A 22426-nucleotide genomic window follows, 5' to 3' on the forward strand; every position below is an offset into this window, starting at 1 on the left:
CCTCCTTATGCGTTCTTCTTTAAGACGTTCTGATAAAACTCATCCACCCGTTTCCGATAATCCTCAAACATCCCTAACTGATCGTTCGGCACATCGTATTTGATGGAAATAATCTTCTCAAAAATATCCTCGCTCTTTAAGACGGACATGGGCATTCCCATGGCCACCAGCTCGCGGCATTTCTGATAAAAATAGAGGATAATCTCCATCATCAAAAATTGCTTCTGCATGGGCACGCAGGTATCATCCGGATGAAACGCATTTTGCTGCAAAAAGCCCAGACGTACCACACGGGCAATCTCCAAGACCAGCTTTTGATCGTCCGGAAGCACATCGCTTCCGATCAGCTTGACGATTTCCATCAAGCTGCTTTCCTTATTTAGAATCGCCAAAATCTGATTCCTGTCATCCACGAACTTCGGGGATACCTCTTCTTTATACCAAAAAGCCAAATCGTTCAGATATTCGCTGTAACTGGTCAGCCAATGAATGGCTGGGAAATGTCTGGCGTAAGCCAGAGATTTGTCTAATCCCCAGAAACAGCGGACAAACCGCTTCGTATTCTGAGTCACCGGTTCCGAAAAATCGCCGCCCTGAGGGGATACCGCGCCAATGATAGAAACAGAACCTTCTGTTCCGTTCAGGTTTTGCATATCCCCAGCCCGCTCATAAAAAGCGGACAGACGGGAAGCCAGATACGCCGGGAAGCCTTCCTCCGCTGGCATCTCTTCCAGGCGGCCGGACAACTCACGGAGAGCTTCCGCCCAACGGGAAGTCGAATCCGCCATAATGGCCACGTCATATCCCATATCCCGGTAATACTCCGCCAGCGTCACGCCTGTATAGATGGAAGCCTCACGAGCGGCCACCGGCATGTTGGACGTATTGGCAATCAGCGTCGTCCGGTCCATCAAAAGGTTTCCTGTTCTTGGGTCGGTCAGTTCCCCGAACTCCTCCAGGACCTGCGTCATCTCATTTCCACGCTCCCCACAGCCAATATAGACGATGATATCCGCGTTGGACCACTTGGCAATCTGATGCTGAGTCATGGTCTTTCCGGTTCCAAATCCGCCCGGCACCGCGGCAGTACCGCCTTTCGCAATGGGAAACAACGTGTCCAGAATTCTCTGGCCGGTCAGAAGAGGCTTGCTGGCCGGATACCGCTTTTCCACCGGACGCGGAATGCGGATGGGCCATTTCTGCGCCAGGCAAACCGGCACTTCCCCACCGTCTTTCGTGCGAACAATCACGATCGGTTCTTCAATGGTGTACTCTCCATCCGGCGCCACCCAGGCAAGAACTCCGGAAAGCTCCGGCGGAATCATGGATTTATGCACGATGGATTCGGTCTCCGGCACCTCCGCGATGATCGTTCCTCCATTGACTTCCTCGCCTTCTTTCACAACCACGTGGGTACTCCACTTTTTCTGCCGGTCCAGGGCATCCACGCTCATACCGCGGGAGATATATTTTCCCGACTGTTTCGCGATTTCTCCCAGAGGCCGCTCAATTCCATCAAAAATATTGTGCAGAATTCCTGGCCCAAGCGTCACGGAGATTGCATCCCCGGTAGCTTCCACGACCTCTCCCGGCATCAAACCAGTAGTTTCTTCAAACACCTGAATGGTGGTCATATCCTTTTTTAAAGAGATCACCTCGCCAACCAAGCGCTCCTTGCCGACATAGACCATCTCCGACATCTGAAATCCTGTGTTGCCTTTCAGATAAATGACTGGGCCGTTTACCCCATAAATGATTCCTGTCTTAGTCATGGAGTATCCTCCCATCAAAGGTAAACTCCTCCTTTTCCCCTGCAATCAGAGAAGAAAAGGCATTGTCAATCAAAATGTTTTTCGAAGGAATTACCGCCTGCAGGCCGCCTCCAAAATCTTCCGCGGCAACCTCCACCGGATGGCCGCCCTTTTTTGCCAGGGATTCTGCCAGCGCGGCGTCTCCCGCGCCGATCGTCAGTACCATCGTGTCCTCTCCGGCAAAGTTTTTGGCTTCCTCGATCTTTTTTACCAGATAACTTTCATACTCCGGCGTTTCCCGAAACGCATTTAGCTTTTCTGCTACTTGCAGGAATAGCTTTTCTTTCAACTTCTCCTGCTTATTGGAAAGCCTCCGCTTGATTCGCAGCTGCTCCGCTGAAAGCGCTTTGTTGACCTGGCGTTTCGCGTTATCCGCCTCCGCTTTTCGTTCCATTTCCGCCTGGCGCAATCTCGCCTGGCGATGTTCTTCCAGAGACGCTTCCAATACCTGCTCATATTCTTTCACAGCTTCTTCCGCTTCTGTCTTCGCATTCTCCACAGAAACCTCATAAAAATGCTGCAATTTTTCCTGGGTCGTCAACTGAAACCACCTACCTTCCTGTTTCTGCTCCTTATAGCTTCAAACCGATCGCCTCATTGACATAGGAGGTAATAAAATCCGGCGCCCGCCCGGTTCCGTGACGGTCCGGAATTTCCACAATCAACGGCAGACGGTGGTGGAGCTTCACATCGTCAATCAACTCTGGAAATTCCCGGCCAAACCGTTCCATCAGGAGTAAGATGCCAAGCTCCTTATCAGTCAACGCCTTTTCCAAAGCTTCCCGCAGTTCTTCCCTTGTATGAACAACTACGCCCTCCACGCCTGCCAGGCGCATCCCGGTCAGGGTGTCGTTATTGTCGCTAATCAAAAACATCTTCATCGCCTGCCCGCCTTCTTTTATCCCAGCTTACCCAGAATCATGAAGGAAATGATCAATCCATACAAGGCCACACCTTCGGCCAGGCCGACGAAAATCAACGATTTACCAAGTACCGACTGATCCTCGCTGATCGCGCCCAAAGCCGCGCTGGCCGCGCTGGCCACAGCGATACCGCCGCCGATACAGGAAAGTCCGGTAACCAAAGCAGCCGCAATGTAGCCAAGTCCGGTGGCGATCCCTGCGCCTTCGGCTGCTCCCGCTTCCGCCATCACAGGCGTTCCGCCGCCAAACATCACAACCGCCGCAATCAAAAGCGTTCCAAAAAATAAGAATACATTGGCTCCTACCGCCGCTTTATAGCGCCCTTTTGTGCGCTGACCCAAAAGAAACACGCCAAAAGGAATCAGAACGCTCAAAACCAATGCTACTGCCAGTGTAATCATCGCTAATGTTGTCATCATAATACCTCCTAGATATTCTCTCTTTTTCTCAGTTTTTCTTTTCCTTGTATCTTCCACGTTCCATTGGTCCCGTGCAGCTTGCTTCGGTATAAGAATGGAACAAATTCTTTTCCTGTACCCTTATAAAAACGGCTGAACATTTCATAGTATTCCAGACGCAGCACCTGAATACCGACGATCAACCCCTCCAGGCCACAGACAAATAGATTTCCCAAAACGACTACCACCCAGTTGGTGGAACCCCCATTTTCCGCTCCGGCCAAGGTCAAAACCACGCTCATCATGGCCGCGTGGCTGACGGCAAAAGCGCCGATACGGACAAAGGACAAGGTATTGGAGAAGTAGCTTAACAGCACCTCAAACAGTTCAAAAAATCCCTGCACCACGAACATGACCTTGCCGCCTTCGATTTTCTCCTTTTTCCTTTTTACGAGAGCGGTCAACGGCTCTTTCAGGAAAATCAGCAGCAGCGGCACGCCAAACATGAGAAGAAGCACAATCGCCCCCGGCATCGTATGTCCGGTCATCAGCAAAACAATGGATACCGCAGCCGAACCATAGAAGACCAATCCAGCCACCGCATTGGTGTCAAACCAGATGTTTTCCGGGTCTTTGGCCTTTATCCCATTGACGATATGGAAGATCATGGACAAGAGAATCAGCCCCATACCAAAGGCAATCGCCACAATAAACACGGTGTTTAACTGCCCGACAAATGGAACATCCATCATCGCATTCATCGGCCGCAGCCAAAGCGGTTCCAAAGTCTCAAATCCAAAGACACTGCCAAACAGGAAACCGAATATGGTGGAAAAAATCCCCGCGACACCGACGATTGCGGCCAGATCCATCTTCTTAAAATGGTATAGAAGGAATCCCCCCACAGCCAGGCAAAGCCCCTGCCCCACATCGCCAAACATAGCGCCAAAAATAAACGTATAGGTGATCGCCACGAAAATCGTCGGGTCGATCTCCCGGTAATCCGGCAGGCCGTACATCCGAATAAACATCTCGAAGGGTTTAAAAATCCTTGGATTCTTTAGCTTTGTCGGCGGCTTGCAGTGAATATTGTTTCTGTCGTCTTCGATGATGCAAAATAGATTCTCATCGTGTTCTACTTCTCTTTGGAACTGATACGCGTCTTTTTCTGCCATCCAGCCGCAAAGGACGTAGAAGGTATCCCTCTTTTCCTTCACGCAGGCCGCAACCTTTCTCACATCAAAATTGACGGAAAGAGCGTTGAGACATTCTCTGGCAGAGATGATTCTTTGGGCTTCGGTGTGAAGAATTCCTATGGCTTCGTTTTTGCACTCCTGGATCTGACGAGTCACTTCCCTGAGGCTCATTTCCTGTTCTGCATAAGCTTCCCCCGGCGTCCCTTTATACTCTTCGTACTGTTCTGAAATAAACAGACGCTCAAAGTGCATGGAGGAAAGGACCGCGTCGATTTGATCGATCTGGGTGCGAGGAGCGAAATATACTCCCCAGACATAATTCTCATCCATGTAGCTTTTATAGAAGACCGTGTCCAAACTGTCATAGACGTATTGTTCAAAATTGCTGTAAAACTCTCGCCCGATCCGTCCAAAACGGCAGCGGATAAATCGAAAATTCAAGATCACCTTCATACTTTCCGGCAATCCCCGGAAAGGCGTCAGCGTCCGCATTTCGTTTTCTAGGCTTGTCTTCTGTGTCTCCAGCGCTGTCCGCCGTTCCTCATTTTCTAATAGTTTTTTCTCCAACTCTCCAATAAAAGAGAGCGCTTCTCCCACTTCCATCGGTTCTGGCTGACTGATTTCTGCCTCAGGTCCCAGCAACCGTACAAACTCATTGGCTTTGCCCAGCGCGTCCCGGTATGGGTTCGCCTGGATATACGGAGACAGATGCTGTATCTCCGTCAGTTGAGCAAGCGCATTTTCCAAATGAATTTCATATTTCGACAAATACTGATTTACCACCCGGTCGATATCCTCTTTTGGACCTGTGATGCTCAGAAATTTCATTTTTACAATCATTTCCGCCCTCCCTTAGTTCTTCATCACATACTGAATGGTTTCTTCTGGCCGAATACCATAACGAACACACTCCACGGCCGTGGTCAAACGATTGATTTCATGTTCCTTATGGTAAAGATAGGAATACATAACCGCCACAGAATGCGGATGGCTCCTTGCCTCTTTTTCTAGAATACTCCGAAGGATATAAACGTACGCCTCCTCCAAGCTTTCCGGGGACATCTCACTGCGGATTTTCGCGTAGTAAGATTGATACAAAAGGGTTTTTAATTCTTCATCGCTTTCCGCCTCCACCATCCGTTTCACCTCGTCCCGCTTCAACTTATACCGGACTGGTATCAACAAGGGATAAATCTGATGAGGCGACATTCGATAGTACTTTTTTGAGCGGTAAATCCAGTTTAAATTCAGCATATCAAACTTCTGACCATAGGCCATCGTAACCTCTTCTAAATCCACTCCCTTAAAAAGTTTTTGTTTCGCCTTCCAGATTTGAGTAAAATAGCGCTGGTCCAACACCATGCCATAGTCAAAAACAAGCGGATGGACCATGCTGTCTTTTAAGCGGCTAAGTACGGCGTAGTACTCGCTCCCTTTTAGATTCTCAATGAATTCTTCCATCGAAGAAGACCCGGTCAGTTTTTCCAAATTTAACTTTGAATGACGTTCAAAAAACTCAACAAACAACGATAGATCCAAAACCACATCCCGGTGATCAAAAATATTATTCATGCACTGCTTGATCGCCACGATTTCATAACGCTTAAAATATAAATCCAGGAATTTTCTCTGCTCCGGATTCGCAAAATGATAAATCCTCGCAAAATCCTGATAAATCGTCCTCCTCAGTAAATGTTCTACCTCATTTCGATGAAGCTTCTCTTCATCTACTTCCGACCATAACTTCTGATAACCTGGCTGCTGCTTCAAATAAGCCACTACCTGGGGAACGGTCAGCAGTTCCGAAATTTCCCGATATTGAGGCTCTTTCAGCAGTCGGCTCTCCATGGCCCGGATTTTAGTGGTCAGCCCACTGTAGGATAATAATGTGCCCATCTTCTCACATCCCTAATATTTTAGAGCAGATTTCACTTGCCATCTCATTTTTCTTTGCATCAAAATCCGTCTCCATCCGATCCATCACGCGGTCCACGCTATCTTGGAGCTTCCGCAGTTCCACCGCTTTTCCCTCTTCCAACTTCTTCCGAATTTCTGCAAGCTGTCTTCCAGTCTCTTCCTCCAGACGTGCGTCAAAAGCTTTTTTTTCCGCTTCCTTCTGGCTAGCGATTTCCTTTTTTCGGGCGATTACCGCCTCCATAATTTTCGATGCAATCGTCTCGATCTCCGACAACTTATTGATCACATTTTCCATTCGCCTCTTTCGCCTGCCTTTCTCTCTGGGAATCCCAATTTAGTCTCATCTTATCATACACCTTTTTCGCGAAAAGGGAAGGATATTTTTCTCTCCTACTTTTTTGGTATATAAAGAAAAATCGACTTTTTCATAAAAAAGCATAGAAAAATCGGCATTTCTTGGCCCTCAAGCCCAAACGCTAAGATTCCGTTTAGATTTAAAAAAGAGAGTTCCAAGTTTTGTGTAAATGCAAAACTTGAAACTCTCTCTTTCCTTTGTCCTCTTTTACTTTTTTAACGGATATCTTCCAACTGGGCAATATCTCTTACAATCTGCTCCATTTGGTCTTTTGTCTGGGCCTGTCTGGCCGCCTCCAAAACCTGCTTTTTTTCCGCATCGCTCATACTGGCAAAACGGTTCATCGCGCTCTCATTCATCGCCAAACTAAAGCCAAAACCAACCGGTAATTCCTGCTCGATCATCCCAATACCCCCCATGTTCTTAAAATCCAGTAGACTACTCCGCAGACCCAGCTGGCTACGGTTCCATAGAGGATCACTGGACCGGCAATTGTAAAAATTTTACAGCCAATACCAAATACCATTCCTTCTTTTTGATATTCGATAGCCGGAGCTACCACAGAGTTTGCAAACCCGGTAATCGGTACCAGCGCTCCTGCTCCGCCAAATTTTACAATGGAAGGAAACAAATTCAGGCCAGTCAACACAATACTTCCTAAGATCAGGCAGATCAAAGTCCAAACGCTGGCATCTTCTTTCGCTGTTCCCATGGAAATAAACCAATTGGTAAGAGCCTGTCCAATGGTGCAGATTACGCCTCCTACCAGAAATGCCTTGATTACATTGAGAAATGTATTGTGGGTTGGCGTCACTTGTTTGATATACTCGCTATATTCCTGTTCGTTCATACGCTTCCTCCTTTTCCATAGTATTTCCCGCTTTCCGTCAAATTAACCAAAGCGTTCCTCAGGATCCTGTCATTCCTTGAATAAAATAAAAAAAGGAACCTAGACATTTTCCAAGAGCAAGGCTAAATACCAGAAAATGCATTCCCTCTGAGAGCTTCAGCCGGCGGCAGAGTACCGGAAAAGCATTGAGCGTCTCCGCTAAAGACATAATCAGACAGCCGACAAATACGCCGTAAGCGGCCCCTACCACTCCTAAAAGGATCTGTCCGCCTGGAACTGGAATATCATAGAGAAACGCTAAGTTTCCTAGCGTCCCTCCTAGAACGAAACAATCCTCGTACCAGCGCATTCGATGCGCTGTTCCCGTTTTTCCAGCCAGACGTTGTACCAGTCCGATTGCACTAATAAAAGCAAAAACGCCGGCGGAAATAATTCCGCCAGCTGCAAAGCCAACGATTCCAAGCAAAATTTTATTACCTAACATCGACGCCATCCTCTTTTCTTTCCGAATTTTGAATGATCGTCGTGTTTACATCTTGCTCATATACTCTCATCTGAACTTCCAGCGGCGTAGGATCGTCGGATACCCGCAGCTTGGAAAAATGGTTAAAGAAGATGACAATACCCAAAAACAATCCCAGAGAATACGTCCACTCCAATACCGTTCTACCGTCCGACGGCTGGCCAATGGCTAACTCGTACAAAGTCCGGAATATGGAGCCTACATCCACATCATTGTTAAATGTCATGATAGCAAAGGCGGCTCCCACAAATGTAATGATACAGACCACTGCTGTCTTTACATGCTCCAGCCAAGCGTGTTTATTCGGCTTTTTTCGGCAATCCACCACCGTATCGCTGGCTCCGACAAAAGTCACCTGTGCCCCGGAATCTTCACTCTGGATCTTTTCCAAGACCTGCAAGGCGGAAAAAACATATCTATGTTTTCCTTCCGGCGGCACCTGTGCGATCAGTAAACGCTCCCACTTCTGTTTTTCCGCCGGCTGCTCACACCAAATCTCCGCAATCTGCCCCAAACGAATCTGGCGTTCCCGCACGGAAGCCTTGTCTTTCATCTTCACAAAAAGTTCTTTCTTTCCAGACACTGTCCGCACCTCCGAATCATCGTAGCGCCGGCAGAAATCTCCGGCTTTTTTTGCTTAAAAATCCAAAAACCCGCTATCAGCAGACACAAAATAAGCAAAAGCACGATTCCCTTCCAGAGGAAAGTCTTTTTCATAGGCTCTACCTCCTTTTACGGATAGTATGGCCGTTTTTTAGAGTTTTAATCGAAGGCGCTGCAGAATTTTCTTTTCCATACGGGAAACTTGTACCTGGGAAATTCCCAGCACAACGGCTACTTGGGATTGGGTCTTCTCCTCAAAATAACGCATAGAAATCAAGATTTTTTCTTTTTCCGTCAAATCCTCCAATAGTTTTTCCAGAACCATCTCATTCAATACTTTTTCCTGAAAATCCGTTTTTTCCGCCAGTCGGTCTACCAACTGAATATCGTTCCCTTCTCCTTGATAGATGGTCTGATACAAGGACTCCACCTCAGCGCCGGATTCCAAGGCTGCCGCCAATTCCTCCGCTCCTACCCCCATCTTATCGGAAAGTTCTCCCAGGGTTGGCTCCCGGCCCAGCTGATTTCCCAGTTGTTCTGTGGCTAAACGTGCCTTCATGGCCATTTCCTTTAGGGACCGGCTGACTTTAATCATCCCATCGTCCCGGAGAAATCGTTTAATCTCGCCGGTGATAATGGGAACGGCATAGGTGGAAAACTTTACCTCGTAACCTAGATCAAATTTATCAATCGCTTTGATCAGGCCAATACAGCCGATCTGGGCTAAATCTTCCAATTCATAGCCGCGCCGTTCAAAACGCCGGACAATACTCCAGACAAGTCCCAGGTTATCCGTCACCAACTGATCCCGTGCCGCCCGGTCGCCCTTTGCCGCTTTTTCAAGCAAGCGCAGGTTCTCATCCATTTCCATTGCCGTCCCCCAAACCAATTTTCTTTTCCATATAGACCGTTGTCCCTTCGCCTGGCGCGGAATGCACGGTAAGGTTGTCCATAAATGCTTCCATAAAAGAAAAGCCCATGCCGGATCGTTCTCCTTCCGGGCATGTCGTAAAGAGGGGTTCCATTGCCTTTTCTACATCGGCAATCCCCACGCCCCAGTCCTGAATCTCCAGTTTTAGCGCATTTCCTTCTATCTCCGCACTCAGCCGAATTTCCCCTTCCGAATCCCGATATCCATGTACCACCGCGTTGGTAACGGCCTCAGAAACCGCGGTTCGAATATCCTCCAACTCTTCCATCGTCGGGTCCAGACGGGCGACAAATGCCGCAACCACAGCTCTGGCAAAAGCCTCGTTTCTGGAACGGCTCTCCATCGTCAACGTCATTTTCTCTCTTTGTTCCTCTTTCATAATCCGTTCTCTCCCTTCTAACGTTTCAGGGCGTCCGCTTGTTCTTCGCAGACCGCCGCCAGTTTTTCAATACCGGACATTCGAAGCAGCCGGCGAATCCGCCGCCCGGCTCCATAAAGAGCGACGTCCCCTCCTGCCTCCTGCATCCGTTTATAGCGCCCTAGAATCACACCGATGCCTGTGCTGTCCATAAAATTTACCGCGGAAAAATCCAGAACAATCCGTTTAATATCGCAGGAACGCAAACACTCCTCTGTATCCGTTTTTAACGTTTGGCAACTATGATGATCCAGCTCCTCCGGCAGATGGATCACCAAATTTTTTCCAATCAATTCATATTCCATAAATCCTCCTCCTTGAACAAAGAATTTCCTATTTTTGTGAATGCTTTTCACAAATTCACAAAATCCTAGAAGTACTCGCTCCGAAACTCTACAAAATATTCCGATACTCTTCATACAGGGACCTTTTGATGCCCGAATTCTAGGGAAGAAAAAAGAAAAAGACACCCACCAGATCCTTTGTCTCTGATGGTTGTCTTTTGTCTTTTTCGGCTATGCAATCAGCGAATACGGCTATTCGCTTGCTGATAGTACTGGCTCTGCGGGAATTCATCGACGATCCGCTTGAAATAAGCCGCCGCTTCACTATCCCGTCTTGTATTTTCATAACACATGCCAATATAGAAGATCCCCGCGTCGAACTGTGGGTCCAGTTCCACGCAGGTTTCAAAAATCTGCATGGCGTCATTGTACTTATAGTTGTTGTAAAGTTCCATTCCATTCTGGAAAATCTTCTCCACAACACCCCCGCTGTCCATAAAATTCTTCAAAAAATCGTATACCGTCCCAAACGCCTGGGATTCCACCTGTTCCCGGTGAATATCGGCAAAAGCAGACGCCAAATTTCCCCAATCCTCGCTCATGTAGCAATTGAGCGCCGTCAGTAGACGATCATAATTGGTAATCGTGCCGTTCTCCCCCGTGTATTGCTCCATCTCCTTTTTCATCGTATCTACCTGACTTTGGAGATCGGTAACACTGCTGTTTAAAGAAGAAATTTCCGAATCCTTCTGCTCGATTTTTTCATTGTAAGAGATCGCCGTTTGATTCCAACGGTTATTTTCTTCCCGCTCTATGGCTGGCGCCAGAAGGAAAAAATAGGTACAGGCGCACACCGCAATCCCGGTAGCAAGTCCCAATAAAAGGTGCAGCACCCGCGGCTTTTCCCGGTAAGCCGGCACAATCACATCCTCCGCCGCCTGCTGCGACATTTCCTGCTCCATGTAAGAAACCTGCTTTTTCGGTTTACTGATCTTTCCCCGAATTTCTCTTACATATTTCTGGCAGTAAGTATTTCCTTTATCCTGCTGAAGCGCCCTCTTTAAAATCTTATTTGCCTTGGAATAGTCCCCTTCCTTGATGTAAAGAAGCGCCAAAAGCTGATAGGCCTTCAAAAACCGGGGATGTTGTCCAATTACGCCTTTTAGCTGAATGATCGCCAGATCTTCTCCGTCATGCCGGATATAATCCAAGGCCTGATTAAACTTTTTGATCGCCTGATTCATCCGTTCCAGATCCGATTTATTCCCTTGAACCCGGCCTAGATATTCATCGGCTGGATTTTCCTCTGGCTGAAAATTTTTACTGATTACCCACTGGCTCAGCGCTTCGACAATCTCCCCCATTTCATAATAGACCAGGCCCAATAAATTTCGGGCGGGAATATTTTTCTTATCAAATTGGAGGCTCTTGCCGAGCAGCTCCGCCGCGCCGGTCAAATCTCGCACTTTAGCCTTTTCCAGGCCTGCATTGTAGCAGCTATTGGAAATCCGTACGATTTTTTTATAAATCGTCACATCCGCACCACAGCGCAGACAGAGCCTTCCCGAGCCCAGTACGCTTCCGCATTTGTAACAATTCATCTACTGCTGCTCCTTTTCCTTTAAAATCTCCAGCATGATATCCGTCATGTCCCTTAGATTCATATTTACAATCACATCTTCGGCCTGCTCAATCTCCTTACTCGGCTTAAATTTGCTCAGTTCCTCTTCAAAGTTAATCATGTATTTCCTCCGGTAAAGCCATCCGCCTATCCTCCCATGGGACAGGCTTATACATAAATCTATTATACGGAAAGGCGGGAATTATGCAAGCGGTTTCTTTCGCAGGAATCGACGGAATATTTTTTTCTTTCAAAGGAAAATGGCAGCAAAGCTGCCCCGCCGTAGGCAGAGAATTTCGCAAAGCGAAATTCTTGGTTGACAGAGATACCCGCATTTGCTATATTTATATCGTTCTTCGATATATCGTAAAACGATATACTTAGTAAAAACCCGTGTGCTTAGAAAGGAGATTTGTATGCCGGAAAATCGCGATACGGGAATACTGACAGAAGCGATGTTCTATATCCTACTGGCCCTCTATGAGCCGTGTCATGGTTACGGCATTATGCAGAAGGTCGAAGAAATGAGCAACGGCCGTGTATCCTTAAGGCCCGGAACCCTCTATGGTGCAATCAACACATTGATGGAGAAGGGCTGTATACAGCCCTTCGGGGGCTATAGCCCCCGCAAAAAAATGTACCAGATTACAGAAGGCGGCAAAGCCGCCGTAAAGCGGGAGCTGGCTCGTCTAGAGGAACTACTGAAAAATGGACAAAAGGTTACCCAAATGCCAGAAAAATGAAGAAAGGAAGTATTTCATGAAACTGGAAGTAAAAAACATTGTGAAAAGCTTTGAAGAAAAGGAAGTCCTCCACGGCGTTTCCTTTTCCGTTGAGAGCGGACGCGCGCTGGGCCTTCTTGGCCGAAACGGCGCGGGCAAAACTACGACCATCCGAATTCTAATGGATATTTTCCACGCCAACTCCGGCGAAGTTTTGTTGGACGGAAAACCATTTCAGCCATCTGGCAGCTCCATCGGATATCTGCCGGAAGAGCGGGGCTTATATCCGAAAAAAACCGTAATGGAACAGATGATTTATCTGGGACGCCTGCGGGGTTTATCTAAAAAACAAGCCGAAGAAAACAGCTATCGCTGGCTGAATCGCCTTGGTGTAGAAGAATATGCCAAGAGAAAACTGGATACGCTCTCCAAGGGAAATCAGCAGAAAGTGCAGTTGGCTTCCACGCTGGTCAGCGACCCGGAAATCGTGGTGCTGGACGAACCTTTCAGCGGCCTTGACCCGGTAAATGCGCAGATTCTAAAAGACGTAATTCGAGAATTGATCGCAGAGGATAAACTTGTTATTTTCTCCAGCCATCAGATGAGCTATGTAGAAGAATTCTGTGAGGACATCGCCATCGTAAACTTCGGTGAGATCGTTTTAAAAGGAGACCTGAGGGAAATCAAAAAACGCTATGGCCAGAACCGGTTGATCCTGTCAGCCGCCGGATATTCCTTAGATCAATTAAGCGGCTTTTGCCAAGAAAAACTGGGAGATCTCGTGACCATCGACGGCCGGACCCGCGACTATTTGATTCTCGGACTAAAAGAAAACAGGACTCGTCGGATGCTCCTTGAAGAGCTGCTTCGCACAGAGCTGCCGATCGAGCACTTCGGAACTTATGAACCTTCTCTGAATGATATTTTTGTTTCCTGCGTCGGCGAGGAACAGGAAAATGGAGGCGCCGCATGAAAAACTTTTCTACTGTTCTCGGTTTTGAACTTCGGAACTACTTCAAAAATAAATCTTATATGATTTTAACGATTCTGATTGGCATCCTGGCCATCGCCGCCATGTTTATCCCACGCTTTTTCAATCTATTTGGCGAAGACGAGGGGGATGCGGAAAACCAAAGTACATACGCGCTCTATGACGAATCCGGCGTGCTGCCGGAGGAACTGATTCAGGCGTTCTTCCCCGGTACGACGATTCAAGCTGCGGCCAGCGCAGAGGAAGTCAAATCCCTGGTGGAAAACGCGGAAGCGGACGCTGGCTTTGTCGTAACCTCCCCCACCGAATACCAATACTATGTGTTCAACAAATCCATGGGAGACTCCGATAGTATGATCTTCACCTCCCTGATGCAGACCGCCTCTTTTGCCCGGTATTGTTCGGACAACAACTTACAATACGGCGAGATACAGCAGGCAATGGCTCCGGAGATTACTTCTACAGAGAATATCCTAGGCAAAGATTCCGGAGAAAACTTCTGGTATTGTTATGCTCTAGTAATCCTGGTTTTCATGCTGATTATCCTTTACGGCGTTATGATCGCTACCGCGGTTACGCAGGAAAAAAGCAACCGTTCCATCGAAGTCTTGGTCACCAGCACCAGCTCCACGAGCCTGCTCTTTGGCAAAGTCATCGCCGGAGCCCTGGCCAGCCTGTTCCAGGTCGGATTTATCCTGGGCGGAGTGCTGCTTTCCTATGAGATCAATCGAAGCTTCTGGGGCGGACGCCTGGATTTCCTTTTGCATATCCCTGCGGAAGTTCTGATCACCTTCGCTCTCTTTGGACTCGGCGGTTTCCTTTTCTACGCGTTCCTGTACGGAATGATGGGCGCTCTCGTTTCCAAAACCGAAGACATCAATAAAACTGCCGGAAACGTCCAAATGATCATCATGGTGGTCTACTTCCTGGTTCTATTCCAGATTCAAAATCCCGACGGCATGATTATGAAGGTGACGTCTTTCCTGCCTTTCTCTTCCTATTCCGCCATGTTCGCGCGGATTGCCATGGGAAGCGTGACACTGGCAGAGGTCATCATCTCCTTCCTGATTCTGGTTCTCTCCATCTTGGGCGTCGGGTATGTCGGCGCCAAAGTCTATCGGAGCAGCACCCTTCGCTATGGAAATCCGCTGAAACTGCGCCATGCGATTAAGGGAGTATTCCGAAAAAATTAACGTAGAAATACGCAACTTTAGCCAAAAAGTAAGAGGGCTTCTCATAAACGAGAAGCCCTCCTATGCTTTACGCTCTCTTCTTATTTGGTTAAGAACATCAAAATCTCATTGCTTCTGGATACAAATTCGGACATTTCTTCTGGTGTAAGCGGAGCATGGCTGATACGAGCCAGATCATAAAGCTGCTTACAGATCATCGGAACCTGCTCGGATTCTTTATTGGCGCGGACATATTGAACCAAAGGATTGCTGGCATTTAAAACTAGGGTTTCATCGGTTCCGCCGGCCATATCACCCATTCCGTACATCTTCATCATTTCCTGCATCCGGCGGGCTTCTTCCGATAGGGTAATCATCGCGGAGAGTTTCTCATCTTTCAGATTCTCCACCTTTACAGTAAGTTTTTCTTTGCCCAAGGCATCCTGGAAAATCTTGGTCAGTTCTTCCGTCTCAGCCTTCTGTTCTTCCTCGGTCTTTTCCGTTCCCTCTGCCTTAAAGGAGTCGGTCACCTCGGCGTCAATGCGCGCAAACTTTACCCCTTCGTTTTTCTGCTCCAGCATGGTGATAAACGGGGAGTCAATATTCGTCGGGAGAATCACGGCTCCCAATCCTGCCTCCCGGTACATCTTAATGTATTGTCCTTGCTGCTGCTCATCGGTCACATAGACGATCTTCTTTTGATCGCCCTCGGTCAGGTCTGCAAAGGTCTGATATTTTCCATCCAGATTTTTAAACAGGATGCTGTTCTTCATCTTCTCATAGAACTTATCGTCCTTCAGGCAGCCGAATTTAATGAACGGATGAATATCGTCCCAATACTTTTCATAGGATTCCCGCTCCGCATTGCACATACCCGTCAGTTTGTCCGCCACTTTTTTCGTAATATAGTCGGATACCTTGCGGACAAAACCGTCATTTTGCAGAGCGCTTCTAGATACGTTCAAAGGAAGATCCGGACAATCAATAACGCCCTTTAGAAGCATCAAAAATTCCGGTATTACTTCCTTAATATTATCTGCGATAAACACGCGGTTATTGTAAAGTTTGATCGTCCCTTCCAGAGAATCGTATTCCGTATTGATCTTCGGGAAATATAAAATTCCTTTCAGGTTAAACGGATAATCCATATTCAGATGAATCCAGAATAACGGCTCCTTAAAATCAAAAAATACCTTGCGGTAAAACTCCTTGTATTCTTCCTCCGTACAATCATTGGGATGTTTTGTCCAAAGGGGATTGGTGTCGCTTAACGATTTCGGAGCTTTCTTTTCTTCTTTCTGCTCTTCCCCTTCTTTTTCCCCGTCGGCCGGCTCCGTCTCTACGGTTTCCACCGAAGCTTCCTCTTGGGCTTTCTCCCATTCCGCCTTCGTATAGAGATAGATCTCTACCGGCATAAAGGAGCAATACTTACTGATAATCTCTCTCGCCCGGTATTCTTTAGCGAACTCCTCGCTTTCCGCGTTCAGATACAGGGTAATCTCCGTTCCTACCTGCTTCCGGGTTCCCTCGCTCATCGTATAATCCGTACCGCCGGAACACTCCCAAAATACCGGCTCCGCGCCTTCTTTGTAGGAAAGCGTATCAATGGTAACCCGATCCGCTACCATAAAGGCCGAATAAAATCCCAATCCAAAATGGCCGATGATCTGATCTTCATTGGTCTTATCTTTGTATTGCTCTAAAAATGCAGTCGCGCCGGAAAATGCGATCTGATTAATGTATTCATCTACCTCATCCGCCGTCATACCAAGACCAGTATCTAAGAAACGAAGCGTCTTAGCCTCTTCGTCCAGAATCACATCCACTTTCTGCTGAACGTCCTCCGGGAAAGTATATTCTCCCATTCCCTCCAGCTTTTTCAGCTTGGTCACTGCGTCGCATCCATTGGAAATCAGTTCACGGAAAAAAATATCATGGTCGGAATACAACCATTTTTTGATAATCGGAAAAATATTTTCGCTGTTGATCGAAAGACTTCCTTGCTTTTTACACATAAAAAACATCTCCTTTTCTTTCATTAGAATCCAATATAGTACAAACTTTTATAAAAGTCAATAAAATAATTGTAAACATTTTATTTACTAACTAACAAGACAGGACCTTGATTTTCGGTCTTTTTCACCATATTCCGCTCTTTCATTCTAGCCTTTTATACCTTTTTCAAAGGAATTCATATTTTCTTCATAATTTGTTTGACTTTATGTAAAAATCATGCTATTGTAAGGTTAGTTGCAAGAAGCAACAGGACCTATTATCTATTTTTTTCTATTATTCTTTGGAGGTATCGCATGAGAGGTACAGTAAAATGGTTTAACAACCAAAAGGGTTACGGATTTATTTCCGACGCCGAGGGCAATGACGTATTTGTACATTACTCTGGTCTGAACATGGAAGGCTTCAAGTCCCTGGACGAGGGCGCTGAGGTTGAGTTCGACGTTGTAAACGGTGCAAAGGGCCCTCAGGCTACCAACGTAACGAAGTTATAATCCGTGTGAAAGCCTGTACCTTTCTTTACAGAAGGTAAAACAGCTATCACTGCCGTTTTTCCATCACGGCGGATGCCGTTGAAGTGTAAAGCGCAAGAGAATAACCATTGTTCGTTGTAAGGGAGCGCGGAAATTACCGCGCTCCCTTTTTAATAATTCTCCTCATGTACTTCAAAATAGCTCTGCGGATGATTGCAGGTCGGGCAAACTTCAGGCGCCTTTGTTCCCACAATAATATGTCCACAATTCCGGCATTCCCATACTTTCACTTCACTTTTTTCAAATACAGCGGCTGTCTCCACATTTTTTAACAAGGCGCGATATCTCTCCTCATGGTGCTTTTCGATGGCTCCTACCAGTCTGAACTTCGCCGCAAGTTCAGGAAATCCTTCCTCCTCCGCGGTCTTGGCAAAATTCTCATACATATCCGTCCATTCGTAGTTTTCGCCATCTGCTGCAGCAGCAAGGTTTTCCTGTGTGCTGCCGATTCCATTCAATTCCTTAAACCACATTTTTGCATGTTCTTTTTCATTATCCGCTGTTTTCAGAAACAAGGCTGCAATCTGCTCATAGCCTTCCTTTTTTGCTGCGGAAGCAAAATAGGTATACTTATTTCTCGCTTGTGATTCACCTGCAAATGCTGCTTCCAAATTTTTTTCTGTCTGTGTTCCTGCATACTTTGTCGTTTTCATGTTCTGTTCCTCCTCCATGATATTAATCACACATTTATCGACGCATAAGCGCCTCATGATAACAGTTTAAACGAAAAGGGGTATATCAGATTGCTCTAACATACCCCCATATCTTCAAAATCTCAAATCCACAGCGTTTTTCTTAACCGAAGTATCTCTTTAACAGACCCTCGAAAGCCTTGCCGTGACGAGCCTCGTCGCGGGCCATCTCATGAACGGTATCATGAATAGCATCCAAATTCGCCGCTTTTGCTCTCTTCGCCAGATCGAATTTGCCAGCCGTAGCGCCGTTCTCCGCTTCCACTCTCATCTCCAAATTCTTCTTGGTGCTGTCGGTGACAACTTCACCCAAAAGCTCCGCAAACTTCGCTGCATGCTCTGCTTCTTCGTAAGCAGCCTTCTCCCAGTAAAGGCCGATCTCCGGATATCCTTCTCTGTGCGCTACGCGCGCCATCGCCAGATACATACCAACCTCCGTGCACTCGCCCTGGAAGTTCGCTCTCAGGTCAGCCATGATATCCTCGCTAACGCCCTGAGCTACGCCAACTACATGCTCAGCCGCCCAAGTCTTCTCACCGCTCTGCTCTTTGAACTTGCTGGCAGGCGCATTGCACTGAGGACATTTCTCCGGAGCTGCATCGCCTTCATGTACATATCCGCAAACTTCACATACAAACTTTTTCATCTTACTTATCTCCTTTTATAATTAGTAATGATTATCATTTCTGTTTTTAATCTAACATAGATATTTTGGTTTGTCAACTAATTTTTCCCACTTTTTTCCTACAGTCTCGACAAGTACCGTGAAACAATACGGTATACCCTTCCACTACTTCCGAGAAATCCTGCGGAAGTAAAACTTCAAAAGTAGGAATCTGGCCCATCGGTATATCCATCACACAGCCGCAAGTGGTACAGTGATAATGGTAATGGGGCCCTATGTTTGCGTCATAGCGTTCCACGCCGTCCCCACAACAGATCTTTTGAACTTCTCCCAGAGATACCAGGAGGGACAAATTGCGATAAACTGTCCCCAGACTAATTTTAGGATTATTCTCCCGAACATTTAGATAAACCGTTTCCGCAGTGGGATGATCGGTCCGCGTCATCAGAAATTCCTTAATTGCTTCCCGCTGCCTGCTATATTTCATCCAATCAGAGTCCTCTCTTTATAATAATAAGAATAGTTATTATTATAAAGAATTCCCTTTCATCTGTCAAGAACGTTTTTTCTCAAGAAAGCCGCGGCCCCCGCCTGTTCACAGTCCGCCATAGATAACTGAGCAGCCCCTTTTGCCTCCCAAGTTCCGTTTTCCGGAACCACCGATACGCCCGCAAATCGCAGCATCGTCAGATCGTTCTCATTGTCCCCCATGGCCAGTATATCTGCCTGGGATAGGGAAAGATGACTGGCAAGCCAGGAAAGTGCCGTCCCTTTATCTGCATTTTGGTGATTTATCTCCAGATTCCAACGCGAAGAAGAAGTCAGTAAAAGCCCTTCGTACTTCTGAAGGCTGCGACGAATCGCTTCTCTTTTTTCTTCTTCATAAACGGCAATAAAAATCTTTTCTACGCCCAGTCCGTTTTCTTCCAAATAAGCCGCTAAATCTTTCTTTGGGTTTTGATGAAAGATATTCATTCTCTGCCGGTAATACTGTTCCAGATAGGAAGGGCGATGCTCCCAATTATAAATCCGGTTATTACTGTATACACAACTATAAATTTCCTGCTTTTGCAGATGCCGCAAAATAGCGGCGGCCTTTGCCGCTGGAATCAACGTTTGCCGAAGCACCCGGTCTTCCTGCAAATCCTGAATGACCGCCCCATTGGAGGAAATCACATATCGAAGGCCGGAAAGGGCCAAAATTTCCGGTGGAATTGCAGCGAAAGAACGGCCCGTCACCGGCACTACAAAAATTCCCCGGCTGAGAGCCTCCTGGAGCACATCCAGAACGGCCTCCGGTATCGCTTTTCCGTATGGAATCAAGGTTCCGTCCAAATCCGTTGCTATCAATCGTACCTTCATACGCCTCTCCTTTTCCGCTTGGTTATTAGTATAACGGACTTATCGCGGAAACGCAATCCACCGATACAAAAAGTTAAAAAGTTAACGACTTCCTCGTTTCACTCTTTCAAAAATAAATTGTAGAGGTGAAAATTTTATGATATAGTATATAAGTCTATCCTACAGAAAAGGACGGGATTTTCATGCGTTTTGTTCCCAAAAGAAGAATTCCTAAAAATGCCTGGCTGCCTTTGCTGATCATTCTGATCACGCACACGGCGACCTATTATGTTCCAATGATTCTAACCGCTGGCCACTACCACTATGACCTGACGTCGGCTCTGGATCGGGCGGTACCTTTTCTTACGATCTCTATCATTCCCTACGTCTTGACCTACCCGTACTGGTATTTTGGCTTCCTGCTGTCCGCCACTCTGGAAAACCGTCATTTTTTCCACGTGTTTACAGCGACAGAGCTCCTGCATGTGACGACTTTTTTTATCTTCTTATTTTTTCCTACCACCCTTGTGCGCCCGGAAGTATCGGCGGACACTTTTTTCGGTTGGCTGACCACGTTGATCTATACGATGGATCAACCGACCAACCTTTTTCCTTCCATGCACTGCTATGCCAGCTGGATGCTCTATATCAGTGTCCGCGGCCAAAAAGATATCCCTCTTTGGTACCGCCGCTTTGCCCTGATCTTTGGCATTATCATCTGTCTTTGCACGCAGACCATCAAACAGCATTACCTGCCCGATATGATCGTGGGAGTTGCTCTGGCGGAGCTTTATTACTGGGCGGTTGGAAAGACAAAACTGCCGGAAAAGATGCAGGCTTTCTTTTCCCGACATCCGCTCTTCAAAGCATAAATAAAAATCAATAAAACTGGAAGCTGCCGATGTCTTTTTCATCAACTCAACAAGCTCCAATTATTTGTCATTATTATTTGACCTTAACATTGTAAAGATTCCACATAATAAAATGATAATTCCTAATACACAAATTATTACAGGGGGAAGATTACCAATTCTTCCAGCTACAAATACCGACGTTGGTCCATCATTTCCGCCAATCATCAGAGACCATGAATGTGTTATAAACAGATTAATTGCATATATCACAGTGCACATTCCTATGAAACACCCCAGACCACCAATTATTATTTTCTTAAGTGCTTTCTTTCTTTGAATTTTTGCAATTTCAATACTCGCAATAATTCCATCATCCGTATTTCCTTCAGTACCTTTTGAACAGCTCATCAATTCCGTCAGCGACACGCCTAACGCATTTGCGAGAGGTTCAAGCGTATTTATATCTGGATATCCGAGTCCTCTTTCCCATCGGCTTACCGCCTTATCTGTTACATTCAGTCTTTTCGCCAACTCTGCCTGCGTAATCTGATTTTCTTTTCTTGTTTTTGCAATAAATTCTCCAAGTTCTTTTGCTTCCATTGCTATGTTCCTCCTGCTTTTTATGATATTCTCAACATAGCATCCTAATATCAAATTATAAACCTATAAACCGATGAATACTTTACTTAATCAAATAAGCTCTCTACGATTAGTTGAGTTCTGAAAAAACAAATATACCATCCTGTCAAATTCCGATTTACCACGCTGTCACTCTCCCCAATATACCACAAGACGACAAACAAATCTACAGGATTCCAGCCGGTATCACTCCATCAAAACAACCTTCTTTTTTTATATCATTTAAGAAAAACTTTACATCCACAAAAGCAGAAAAATGTTATACTAGGAAAGAACTAGAGAAAAATTGTTGGAAAGAGGATTTTTACAATGGCCGCCTTTGTTGAATTAAAACAAGTACGTAAAATCTATCGGATGGGAGAGGTTGAAATCTCCGCTGTGGACGGAATTGATTTTTCCATCGAAAAAGGGGAATTTGCCGTTATCGTAGGTCCCAGCGGCGCGGGAAAAACTACGGTTTTAAATATCCTTGGCGGTATGGACCGAACCACCAGCGGAGAAATTTGGGTGGACCAAGTCAATGTCGCCAATTTGAACAGCCGTCAACTGATCCGCTATCGCCGGGAAGATATCGGTTTTGTCTTTCAGTTTTACAACCTGATTCAAAACCTAACCGCGCTGGAAAACGTAGAACTTGCGCTGCAAATCTGCGAAGCTCCGCGGGATGCCGCCGAGGTGCTCACGGAAGTCGGCCTACGAGATCGCTTAAAAAATTTTCCCGCACAGCTTTCCGGCGGGGAACAGCAAAGAGTCGCTATTGCCCGCGCGCTGGCCAAGAATCCAAAACTGCTTCTGTGCGACGAGCCCACCGGCGCGCTGGATTATCAAACCGGAAAATCGATCCTAAAACTTTTGCAGGATACCTGCCGCGAAAAAAAGATGACGGTCATTGTGATTACGCACAACTCTGCCATTACGCCGATGGCGGACCGGATTATTGAGATAAAAAATGGCAAAGTAAGCCGCGTCCATCGGAATGAGCATCCTCAGCCCGTGGAAGAAATCGAATGGTGA

General features: G+C 46.5%; 29 protein-coding genes. 6 read left to right on the forward strand and 23 right to left on the reverse strand.

All coding sequences use genetic code 11. The features are described from left to right. Positions 1 to 5: 5 nt before the first annotated feature. From ACCC71_RS11495 to ACCC71_RS11575, 17 genes are all read right to left on the reverse strand, one after another. Positions 6 to 1772 carry a V-type ATP synthase subunit A gene (locus tag ACCC71_RS11495; RefSeq protein ID WP_434309765.1) on the reverse strand — a complete coding sequence of 589 codons (1767 nt, stop codon included), beginning with the start codon at positions 1770 to 1772 and terminating at the stop codon, positions 6 to 8. Further along, positions 1765 to 2352: a V-type ATP synthase subunit E gene (locus tag ACCC71_RS11500; protein WP_434309766.1), complete on the reverse strand. Its 588-nt coding sequence runs from the start codon at positions 2350 to 2352 to the stop codon at positions 1765 to 1767. Before ACCC71_RS11500 ends, ACCC71_RS11495 begins: the two co-directional genes overlap by 8 nt. 31 nt (positions 2353 to 2383) lie before the next feature. Then, positions 2384 to 2692 (reverse strand): V-type ATP synthase subunit F, encoded by a 309-nt coding sequence (locus tag ACCC71_RS11505; protein WP_434309767.1) that lies wholly within the window; start codon positions 2690 to 2692, stop codon positions 2384 to 2386. Positions 2693 to 2709: 17 nt separating this feature from the next. Beyond that, positions 2710 to 3150, reverse strand: coding sequence for an ATP synthase subunit C (locus ACCC71_RS11510; protein ID WP_434311853.1), 441 nt, complete (start codon positions 3148 to 3150; stop codon positions 2710 to 2712). Between the two features lie 11 nt (positions 3151 to 3161). After that, positions 3162 to 5168 carry a V-type ATP synthase subunit I gene (locus ACCC71_RS11515; RefSeq protein ID WP_434309768.1) on the reverse strand — a complete coding sequence of 669 codons (2007 nt, stop codon included), beginning with the start codon at positions 5166 to 5168 and terminating at the stop codon, positions 3162 to 3164. Between the two features lie 12 nt (positions 5169 to 5180). Beyond that, positions 5181 to 6224 (reverse strand): V0D/AC39 family V-type ATPase subunit, encoded by a 1044-nt coding sequence (locus ACCC71_RS11520; RefSeq protein ID WP_434309769.1) that lies wholly within the window; start codon positions 6222 to 6224, stop codon positions 5181 to 5183. Positions 6225 to 6228: 4 nt separating this feature from the next. Then, positions 6229 to 6540: a hypothetical protein gene (locus ACCC71_RS11525; RefSeq protein WP_434309770.1), complete on the reverse strand. Its 312-nt coding sequence runs from the start codon at positions 6538 to 6540 to the stop codon at positions 6229 to 6231. 275 nt (positions 6541 to 6815) lie between these two features. Beyond that, entirely contained in the window at positions 6816 to 7004 is a 189-nt protein-coding gene (locus ACCC71_RS11530) for a hypothetical protein (RefSeq protein WP_434309771.1), read from the reverse strand. Then, positions 7001 to 7450 (reverse strand): SpoVA/SpoVAEb family sporulation membrane protein, encoded by a 450-nt coding sequence (locus ACCC71_RS11535; protein WP_434309772.1) that lies wholly within the window; start codon positions 7448 to 7450, stop codon positions 7001 to 7003. The genes ACCC71_RS11530 and ACCC71_RS11535 overlap by 4 nt, the downstream gene beginning before the upstream one ends. A 58-nt stretch (positions 7451 to 7508) precedes the next feature. Continuing rightward, positions 7509 to 7934, reverse strand: coding sequence for a stage V sporulation protein AB (locus tag ACCC71_RS11540; RefSeq protein ID WP_434309773.1), 426 nt, complete (start codon positions 7932 to 7934; stop codon positions 7509 to 7511). After that, complete coding sequence (locus ACCC71_RS11545) at positions 7924 to 8556, reverse strand: stage V sporulation protein AA (RefSeq protein WP_434309774.1); 633 nt, start codon at positions 8554 to 8556, stop codon at positions 7924 to 7926. Before ACCC71_RS11545 ends, ACCC71_RS11540 begins: the two co-directional genes overlap by 11 nt. Next, positions 8529 to 8690, reverse strand: a complete 162-nt coding sequence (locus ACCC71_RS11550; RefSeq protein ID WP_434309775.1) for a hypothetical protein — start codon at positions 8688 to 8690, stop codon at positions 8529 to 8531. Before ACCC71_RS11550 ends, ACCC71_RS11545 begins: the two co-directional genes overlap by 28 nt. A 37-nt stretch (positions 8691 to 8727) precedes the next feature. Then, positions 8728 to 9441: a SigF/SigG family RNA polymerase sporulation sigma factor gene (locus tag ACCC71_RS11555; RefSeq protein ID WP_434311854.1), complete on the reverse strand. Its 714-nt coding sequence runs from the start codon at positions 9439 to 9441 to the stop codon at positions 8728 to 8730. Next, a complete protein-coding gene (gene spoIIAB, locus ACCC71_RS11560) occupies positions 9434 to 9886 on the reverse strand; it encodes an anti-sigma F factor (RefSeq protein WP_434309776.1) in 453 nt (150 codons plus the stop codon). The genes ACCC71_RS11555 and spoIIAB overlap by 8 nt, the downstream gene beginning before the upstream one ends. A 17-nt stretch (positions 9887 to 9903) precedes the next feature. Then, the gene (locus ACCC71_RS11565) at positions 9904 to 10230 is read right to left on the reverse strand and encodes an STAS domain-containing protein (protein WP_434309777.1); all 327 of its coding nucleotides are present in this window, start codon (positions 10228 to 10230) and stop codon (positions 9904 to 9906) included. Between the two features lie 218 nt (positions 10231 to 10448). After that, positions 10449 to 11810 (reverse strand): tetratricopeptide repeat protein, encoded by a 1362-nt coding sequence (locus ACCC71_RS11570; protein ID WP_434309778.1) that lies wholly within the window; start codon positions 11808 to 11810, stop codon positions 10449 to 10451. Then, positions 11811 to 11951, reverse strand: a complete 141-nt coding sequence (locus tag ACCC71_RS11575; RefSeq protein WP_244802083.1) for a hypothetical protein — start codon at positions 11949 to 11951, stop codon at positions 11811 to 11813. A 295-nt stretch (positions 11952 to 12246) separates the two neighbouring features. On the opposite strand from ACCC71_RS11575, the gene ACCC71_RS11580 reads away from it, so the two are divergent. From ACCC71_RS11580 to ACCC71_RS11590, 3 genes are read left to right on the forward strand one after another with little or no spacing between them, the layout of a single operon-like run. Then, positions 12247 to 12573 carry a PadR family transcriptional regulator gene (locus ACCC71_RS11580; protein WP_434309779.1) on the forward strand — a complete coding sequence of 109 codons (327 nt, stop codon included), beginning with the start codon at positions 12247 to 12249 and terminating at the stop codon, positions 12571 to 12573. 16 nt (positions 12574 to 12589) lie between these two features. Next, positions 12590 to 13525 carry an ABC transporter ATP-binding protein gene (locus tag ACCC71_RS11585; RefSeq protein WP_434309780.1) on the forward strand — a complete coding sequence of 312 codons (936 nt, stop codon included), beginning with the start codon at positions 12590 to 12592 and terminating at the stop codon, positions 13523 to 13525. Then, positions 13522 to 14736: an ABC transporter permease gene (locus ACCC71_RS11590; RefSeq protein WP_434309781.1), complete on the forward strand. Its 1215-nt coding sequence runs from the start codon at positions 13522 to 13524 to the stop codon at positions 14734 to 14736. Before ACCC71_RS11585 ends, ACCC71_RS11590 begins: the two co-directional genes overlap by 4 nt. An 80-nt stretch (positions 14737 to 14816) precedes the next feature. On the opposite strand, the gene htpG is transcribed toward ACCC71_RS11590, so the two are convergent. Beyond that, positions 14817 to 16730 carry a molecular chaperone HtpG gene (gene htpG, locus ACCC71_RS11595; protein ID WP_434309782.1) on the reverse strand — a complete coding sequence of 638 codons (1914 nt, stop codon included), beginning with the start codon at positions 16728 to 16730 and terminating at the stop codon, positions 14817 to 14819. 294 nt (positions 16731 to 17024) lie between these two features. Between htpG and ACCC71_RS11600 the strand changes: the two genes are divergently transcribed. Next, positions 17025 to 17222, forward strand: coding sequence for a cold shock domain-containing protein (locus ACCC71_RS11600; RefSeq protein ID WP_244799940.1), 198 nt, complete (start codon positions 17025 to 17027; stop codon positions 17220 to 17222). A 149-nt stretch (positions 17223 to 17371) separates the two neighbouring features. On the opposite strand, the gene rbr is transcribed toward ACCC71_RS11600, so the two are convergent. From rbr to ACCC71_RS11620, 4 genes are all read right to left on the reverse strand, one after another. After that, positions 17372 to 17914, reverse strand: a complete 543-nt coding sequence (gene rbr / locus ACCC71_RS11605) for a rubrerythrin (protein ID WP_434309783.1) — start codon at positions 17912 to 17914, stop codon at positions 17372 to 17374. Between the two features lie 142 nt (positions 17915 to 18056). After that, positions 18057 to 18599: an NADH peroxidase gene (locus ACCC71_RS11610; protein WP_434309784.1), complete on the reverse strand. Its 543-nt coding sequence runs from the start codon at positions 18597 to 18599 to the stop codon at positions 18057 to 18059. Positions 18600 to 18672: 73 nt separating this feature from the next. Then, positions 18673 to 19065 carry a Fur family transcriptional regulator gene (locus ACCC71_RS11615; protein ID WP_434309785.1) on the reverse strand — a complete coding sequence of 131 codons (393 nt, stop codon included), beginning with the start codon at positions 19063 to 19065 and terminating at the stop codon, positions 18673 to 18675. A gap of 59 nt (positions 19066 to 19124) precedes the next feature. Next, entirely contained in the window at positions 19125 to 19940 is an 816-nt protein-coding gene (locus ACCC71_RS11620) for a Cof-type HAD-IIB family hydrolase (protein WP_434309786.1), read from the reverse strand. 182 nt (positions 19941 to 20122) lie between these two features. Here ACCC71_RS11620 and ACCC71_RS11625 point away from each other — a divergent pair, with 182 nt between their 5' ends. Beyond that, on the forward strand, positions 20123 to 20791 hold the full coding sequence (locus ACCC71_RS11625; protein WP_434309787.1) for a phosphatase PAP2 family protein: 669 nt from the start codon (positions 20123 to 20125) through the stop codon (positions 20789 to 20791). Between the two features lie 60 nt (positions 20792 to 20851). Here ACCC71_RS11625 and ACCC71_RS11630 read toward each other — a convergent pair whose 3' ends face one another. Further along, a complete protein-coding gene (locus tag ACCC71_RS11630) occupies positions 20852 to 21373 on the reverse strand; it encodes a helix-turn-helix domain-containing protein (RefSeq protein ID WP_434309788.1) in 522 nt (173 codons plus the stop codon). Positions 21374 to 21721: 348 nt separating this feature from the next. Between ACCC71_RS11630 and ACCC71_RS11635 the strand changes: the two genes are divergently transcribed. Beyond that, a complete protein-coding gene (locus tag ACCC71_RS11635) occupies positions 21722 to 22426 on the forward strand; it encodes an ABC transporter ATP-binding protein (RefSeq protein WP_434309789.1) in 705 nt (234 codons plus the stop codon).

The sequence above is a fragment of the Hominifimenecus sp. rT4P-3 genome, assembly GCF_051055405.1.
GTDB lineage: Bacteria > Bacillota > Clostridia > Lachnospirales > Lachnospiraceae > Pseudolachnospira.

Bases quoted from the DNA above. Each gene is read 5' to 3' on its own strand.
- ACCC71_RS11495 (WP_434309765.1), bottom strand. From the start codon at position 1,772: ATGACTAAGACAGGAATCATTTATGGGGTAAACGGCCCAGTCATTTAT.
- ACCC71_RS11505 (WP_434309767.1), bottom strand. From the start codon at position 2,692: ATGAAGATGTTTTTGATTAGCGACAATAACGACACCCTGACCGGGATG.
- ACCC71_RS11510 (WP_434311853.1), bottom strand. From the start codon at position 3,150: ATGACAACATTAGCGATGATTACACTGGCAGTAGCATTGGTTTTGAGC.
- ACCC71_RS11515 (WP_434309768.1), bottom strand. From the start codon at position 5,168: ATGATTGTAAAAATGAAATTTCTGAGCATCACAGGTCCAAAAGAGGAT.
- ACCC71_RS11520 (WP_434309769.1), bottom strand. From the start codon at position 6,224: ATGGGCACATTATTATCCTACAGTGGGCTGACCACTAAAATCCGGGCC.
- ACCC71_RS11525 (WP_434309770.1), bottom strand. From the start codon at position 6,540: ATGGAAAATGTGATCAATAAGTTGTCGGAGATCGAGACGATTGCATCG.
- ACCC71_RS11530 (WP_434309771.1), bottom strand. From the start codon at position 7,004: ATGATCGAGCAGGAATTACCGGTTGGTTTTGGCTTTAGTTTGGCGATG.
- ACCC71_RS11535 (WP_434309772.1), bottom strand. From the start codon at position 7,450: ATGAACGAACAGGAATATAGCGAGTATATCAAACAAGTGACGCCAACC.
- ACCC71_RS11540 (WP_434309773.1), bottom strand. From the start codon at position 7,934: ATGTTAGGTAATAAAATTTTGCTTGGAATCGTTGGCTTTGCAGCTGGC.
- ACCC71_RS11550 (WP_434309775.1), bottom strand. From the start codon at position 8,690: ATGAAAAAGACTTTCCTCTGGAAGGGAATCGTGCTTTTGCTTATTTTG.
- ACCC71_RS11555 (WP_434311854.1), bottom strand. From the start codon at position 9,441: ATGGATGAGAACCTGCGCTTGCTTGAAAAAGCGGCAAAGGGCGACCGG.
- spoIIAB (WP_434309776.1), bottom strand. From the start codon at position 9,886: ATGAAAGAGGAACAAAGAGAGAAAATGACGTTGACGATGGAGAGCCGT.
- ACCC71_RS11565 (WP_434309777.1), bottom strand. From the start codon at position 10,230: ATGGAATATGAATTGATTGGAAAAAATTTGGTGATCCATCTGCCGGAG.
- ACCC71_RS11570 (WP_434309778.1), bottom strand. From the start codon at position 11,810: ATGAATTGTTACAAATGCGGAAGCGTACTGGGCTCGGGAAGGCTCTGT.
- ACCC71_RS11575 (WP_244802083.1), bottom strand. From the start codon at position 11,951: ATGATTAACTTTGAAGAGGAACTGAGCAAATTTAAGCCGAGTAAGGAG.
- ACCC71_RS11580 (WP_434309779.1), top strand. From the start codon at position 12,247: ATGCCGGAAAATCGCGATACGGGAATACTGACAGAAGCGATGTTCTAT.
- ACCC71_RS11585 (WP_434309780.1), top strand. From the start codon at position 12,590: ATGAAACTGGAAGTAAAAAACATTGTGAAAAGCTTTGAAGAAAAGGAA.
- ACCC71_RS11590 (WP_434309781.1), top strand. From the start codon at position 13,522: ATGAAAAACTTTTCTACTGTTCTCGGTTTTGAACTTCGGAACTACTTC.
- htpG (WP_434309782.1), bottom strand. From the start codon at position 16,730: ATGTGTAAAAAGCAAGGAAGTCTTTCGATCAACAGCGAAAATATTTTT.
- ACCC71_RS11600 (WP_244799940.1), top strand. From the start codon at position 17,025: ATGAGAGGTACAGTAAAATGGTTTAACAACCAAAAGGGTTACGGATTT.
- rbr (WP_434309783.1), bottom strand. From the start codon at position 17,914: ATGAAAACGACAAAGTATGCAGGAACACAGACAGAAAAAAATTTGGAA.
- ACCC71_RS11610 (WP_434309784.1), bottom strand. From the start codon at position 18,599: ATGAAAAAGTTTGTATGTGAAGTTTGCGGATATGTACATGAAGGCGAT.
- ACCC71_RS11615 (WP_434309785.1), bottom strand. From the start codon at position 19,065: ATGAAATATAGCAGGCAGCGGGAAGCAATTAAGGAATTTCTGATGACG.
- ACCC71_RS11620 (WP_434309786.1), bottom strand. From the start codon at position 19,940: ATGAAGGTACGATTGATAGCAACGGATTTGGACGGAACCTTGATTCCA.
- ACCC71_RS11625 (WP_434309787.1), top strand. From the start codon at position 20,123: ATGCGTTTTGTTCCCAAAAGAAGAATTCCTAAAAATGCCTGGCTGCCT.
- ACCC71_RS11630 (WP_434309788.1), bottom strand. From the start codon at position 21,373: ATGGAAGCAAAAGAACTTGGAGAATTTATTGCAAAAACAAGAAAAGAA.
- ACCC71_RS11635 (WP_434309789.1), top strand. From the start codon at position 21,722: ATGGCCGCCTTTGTTGAATTAAAACAAGTACGTAAAATCTATCGGATG.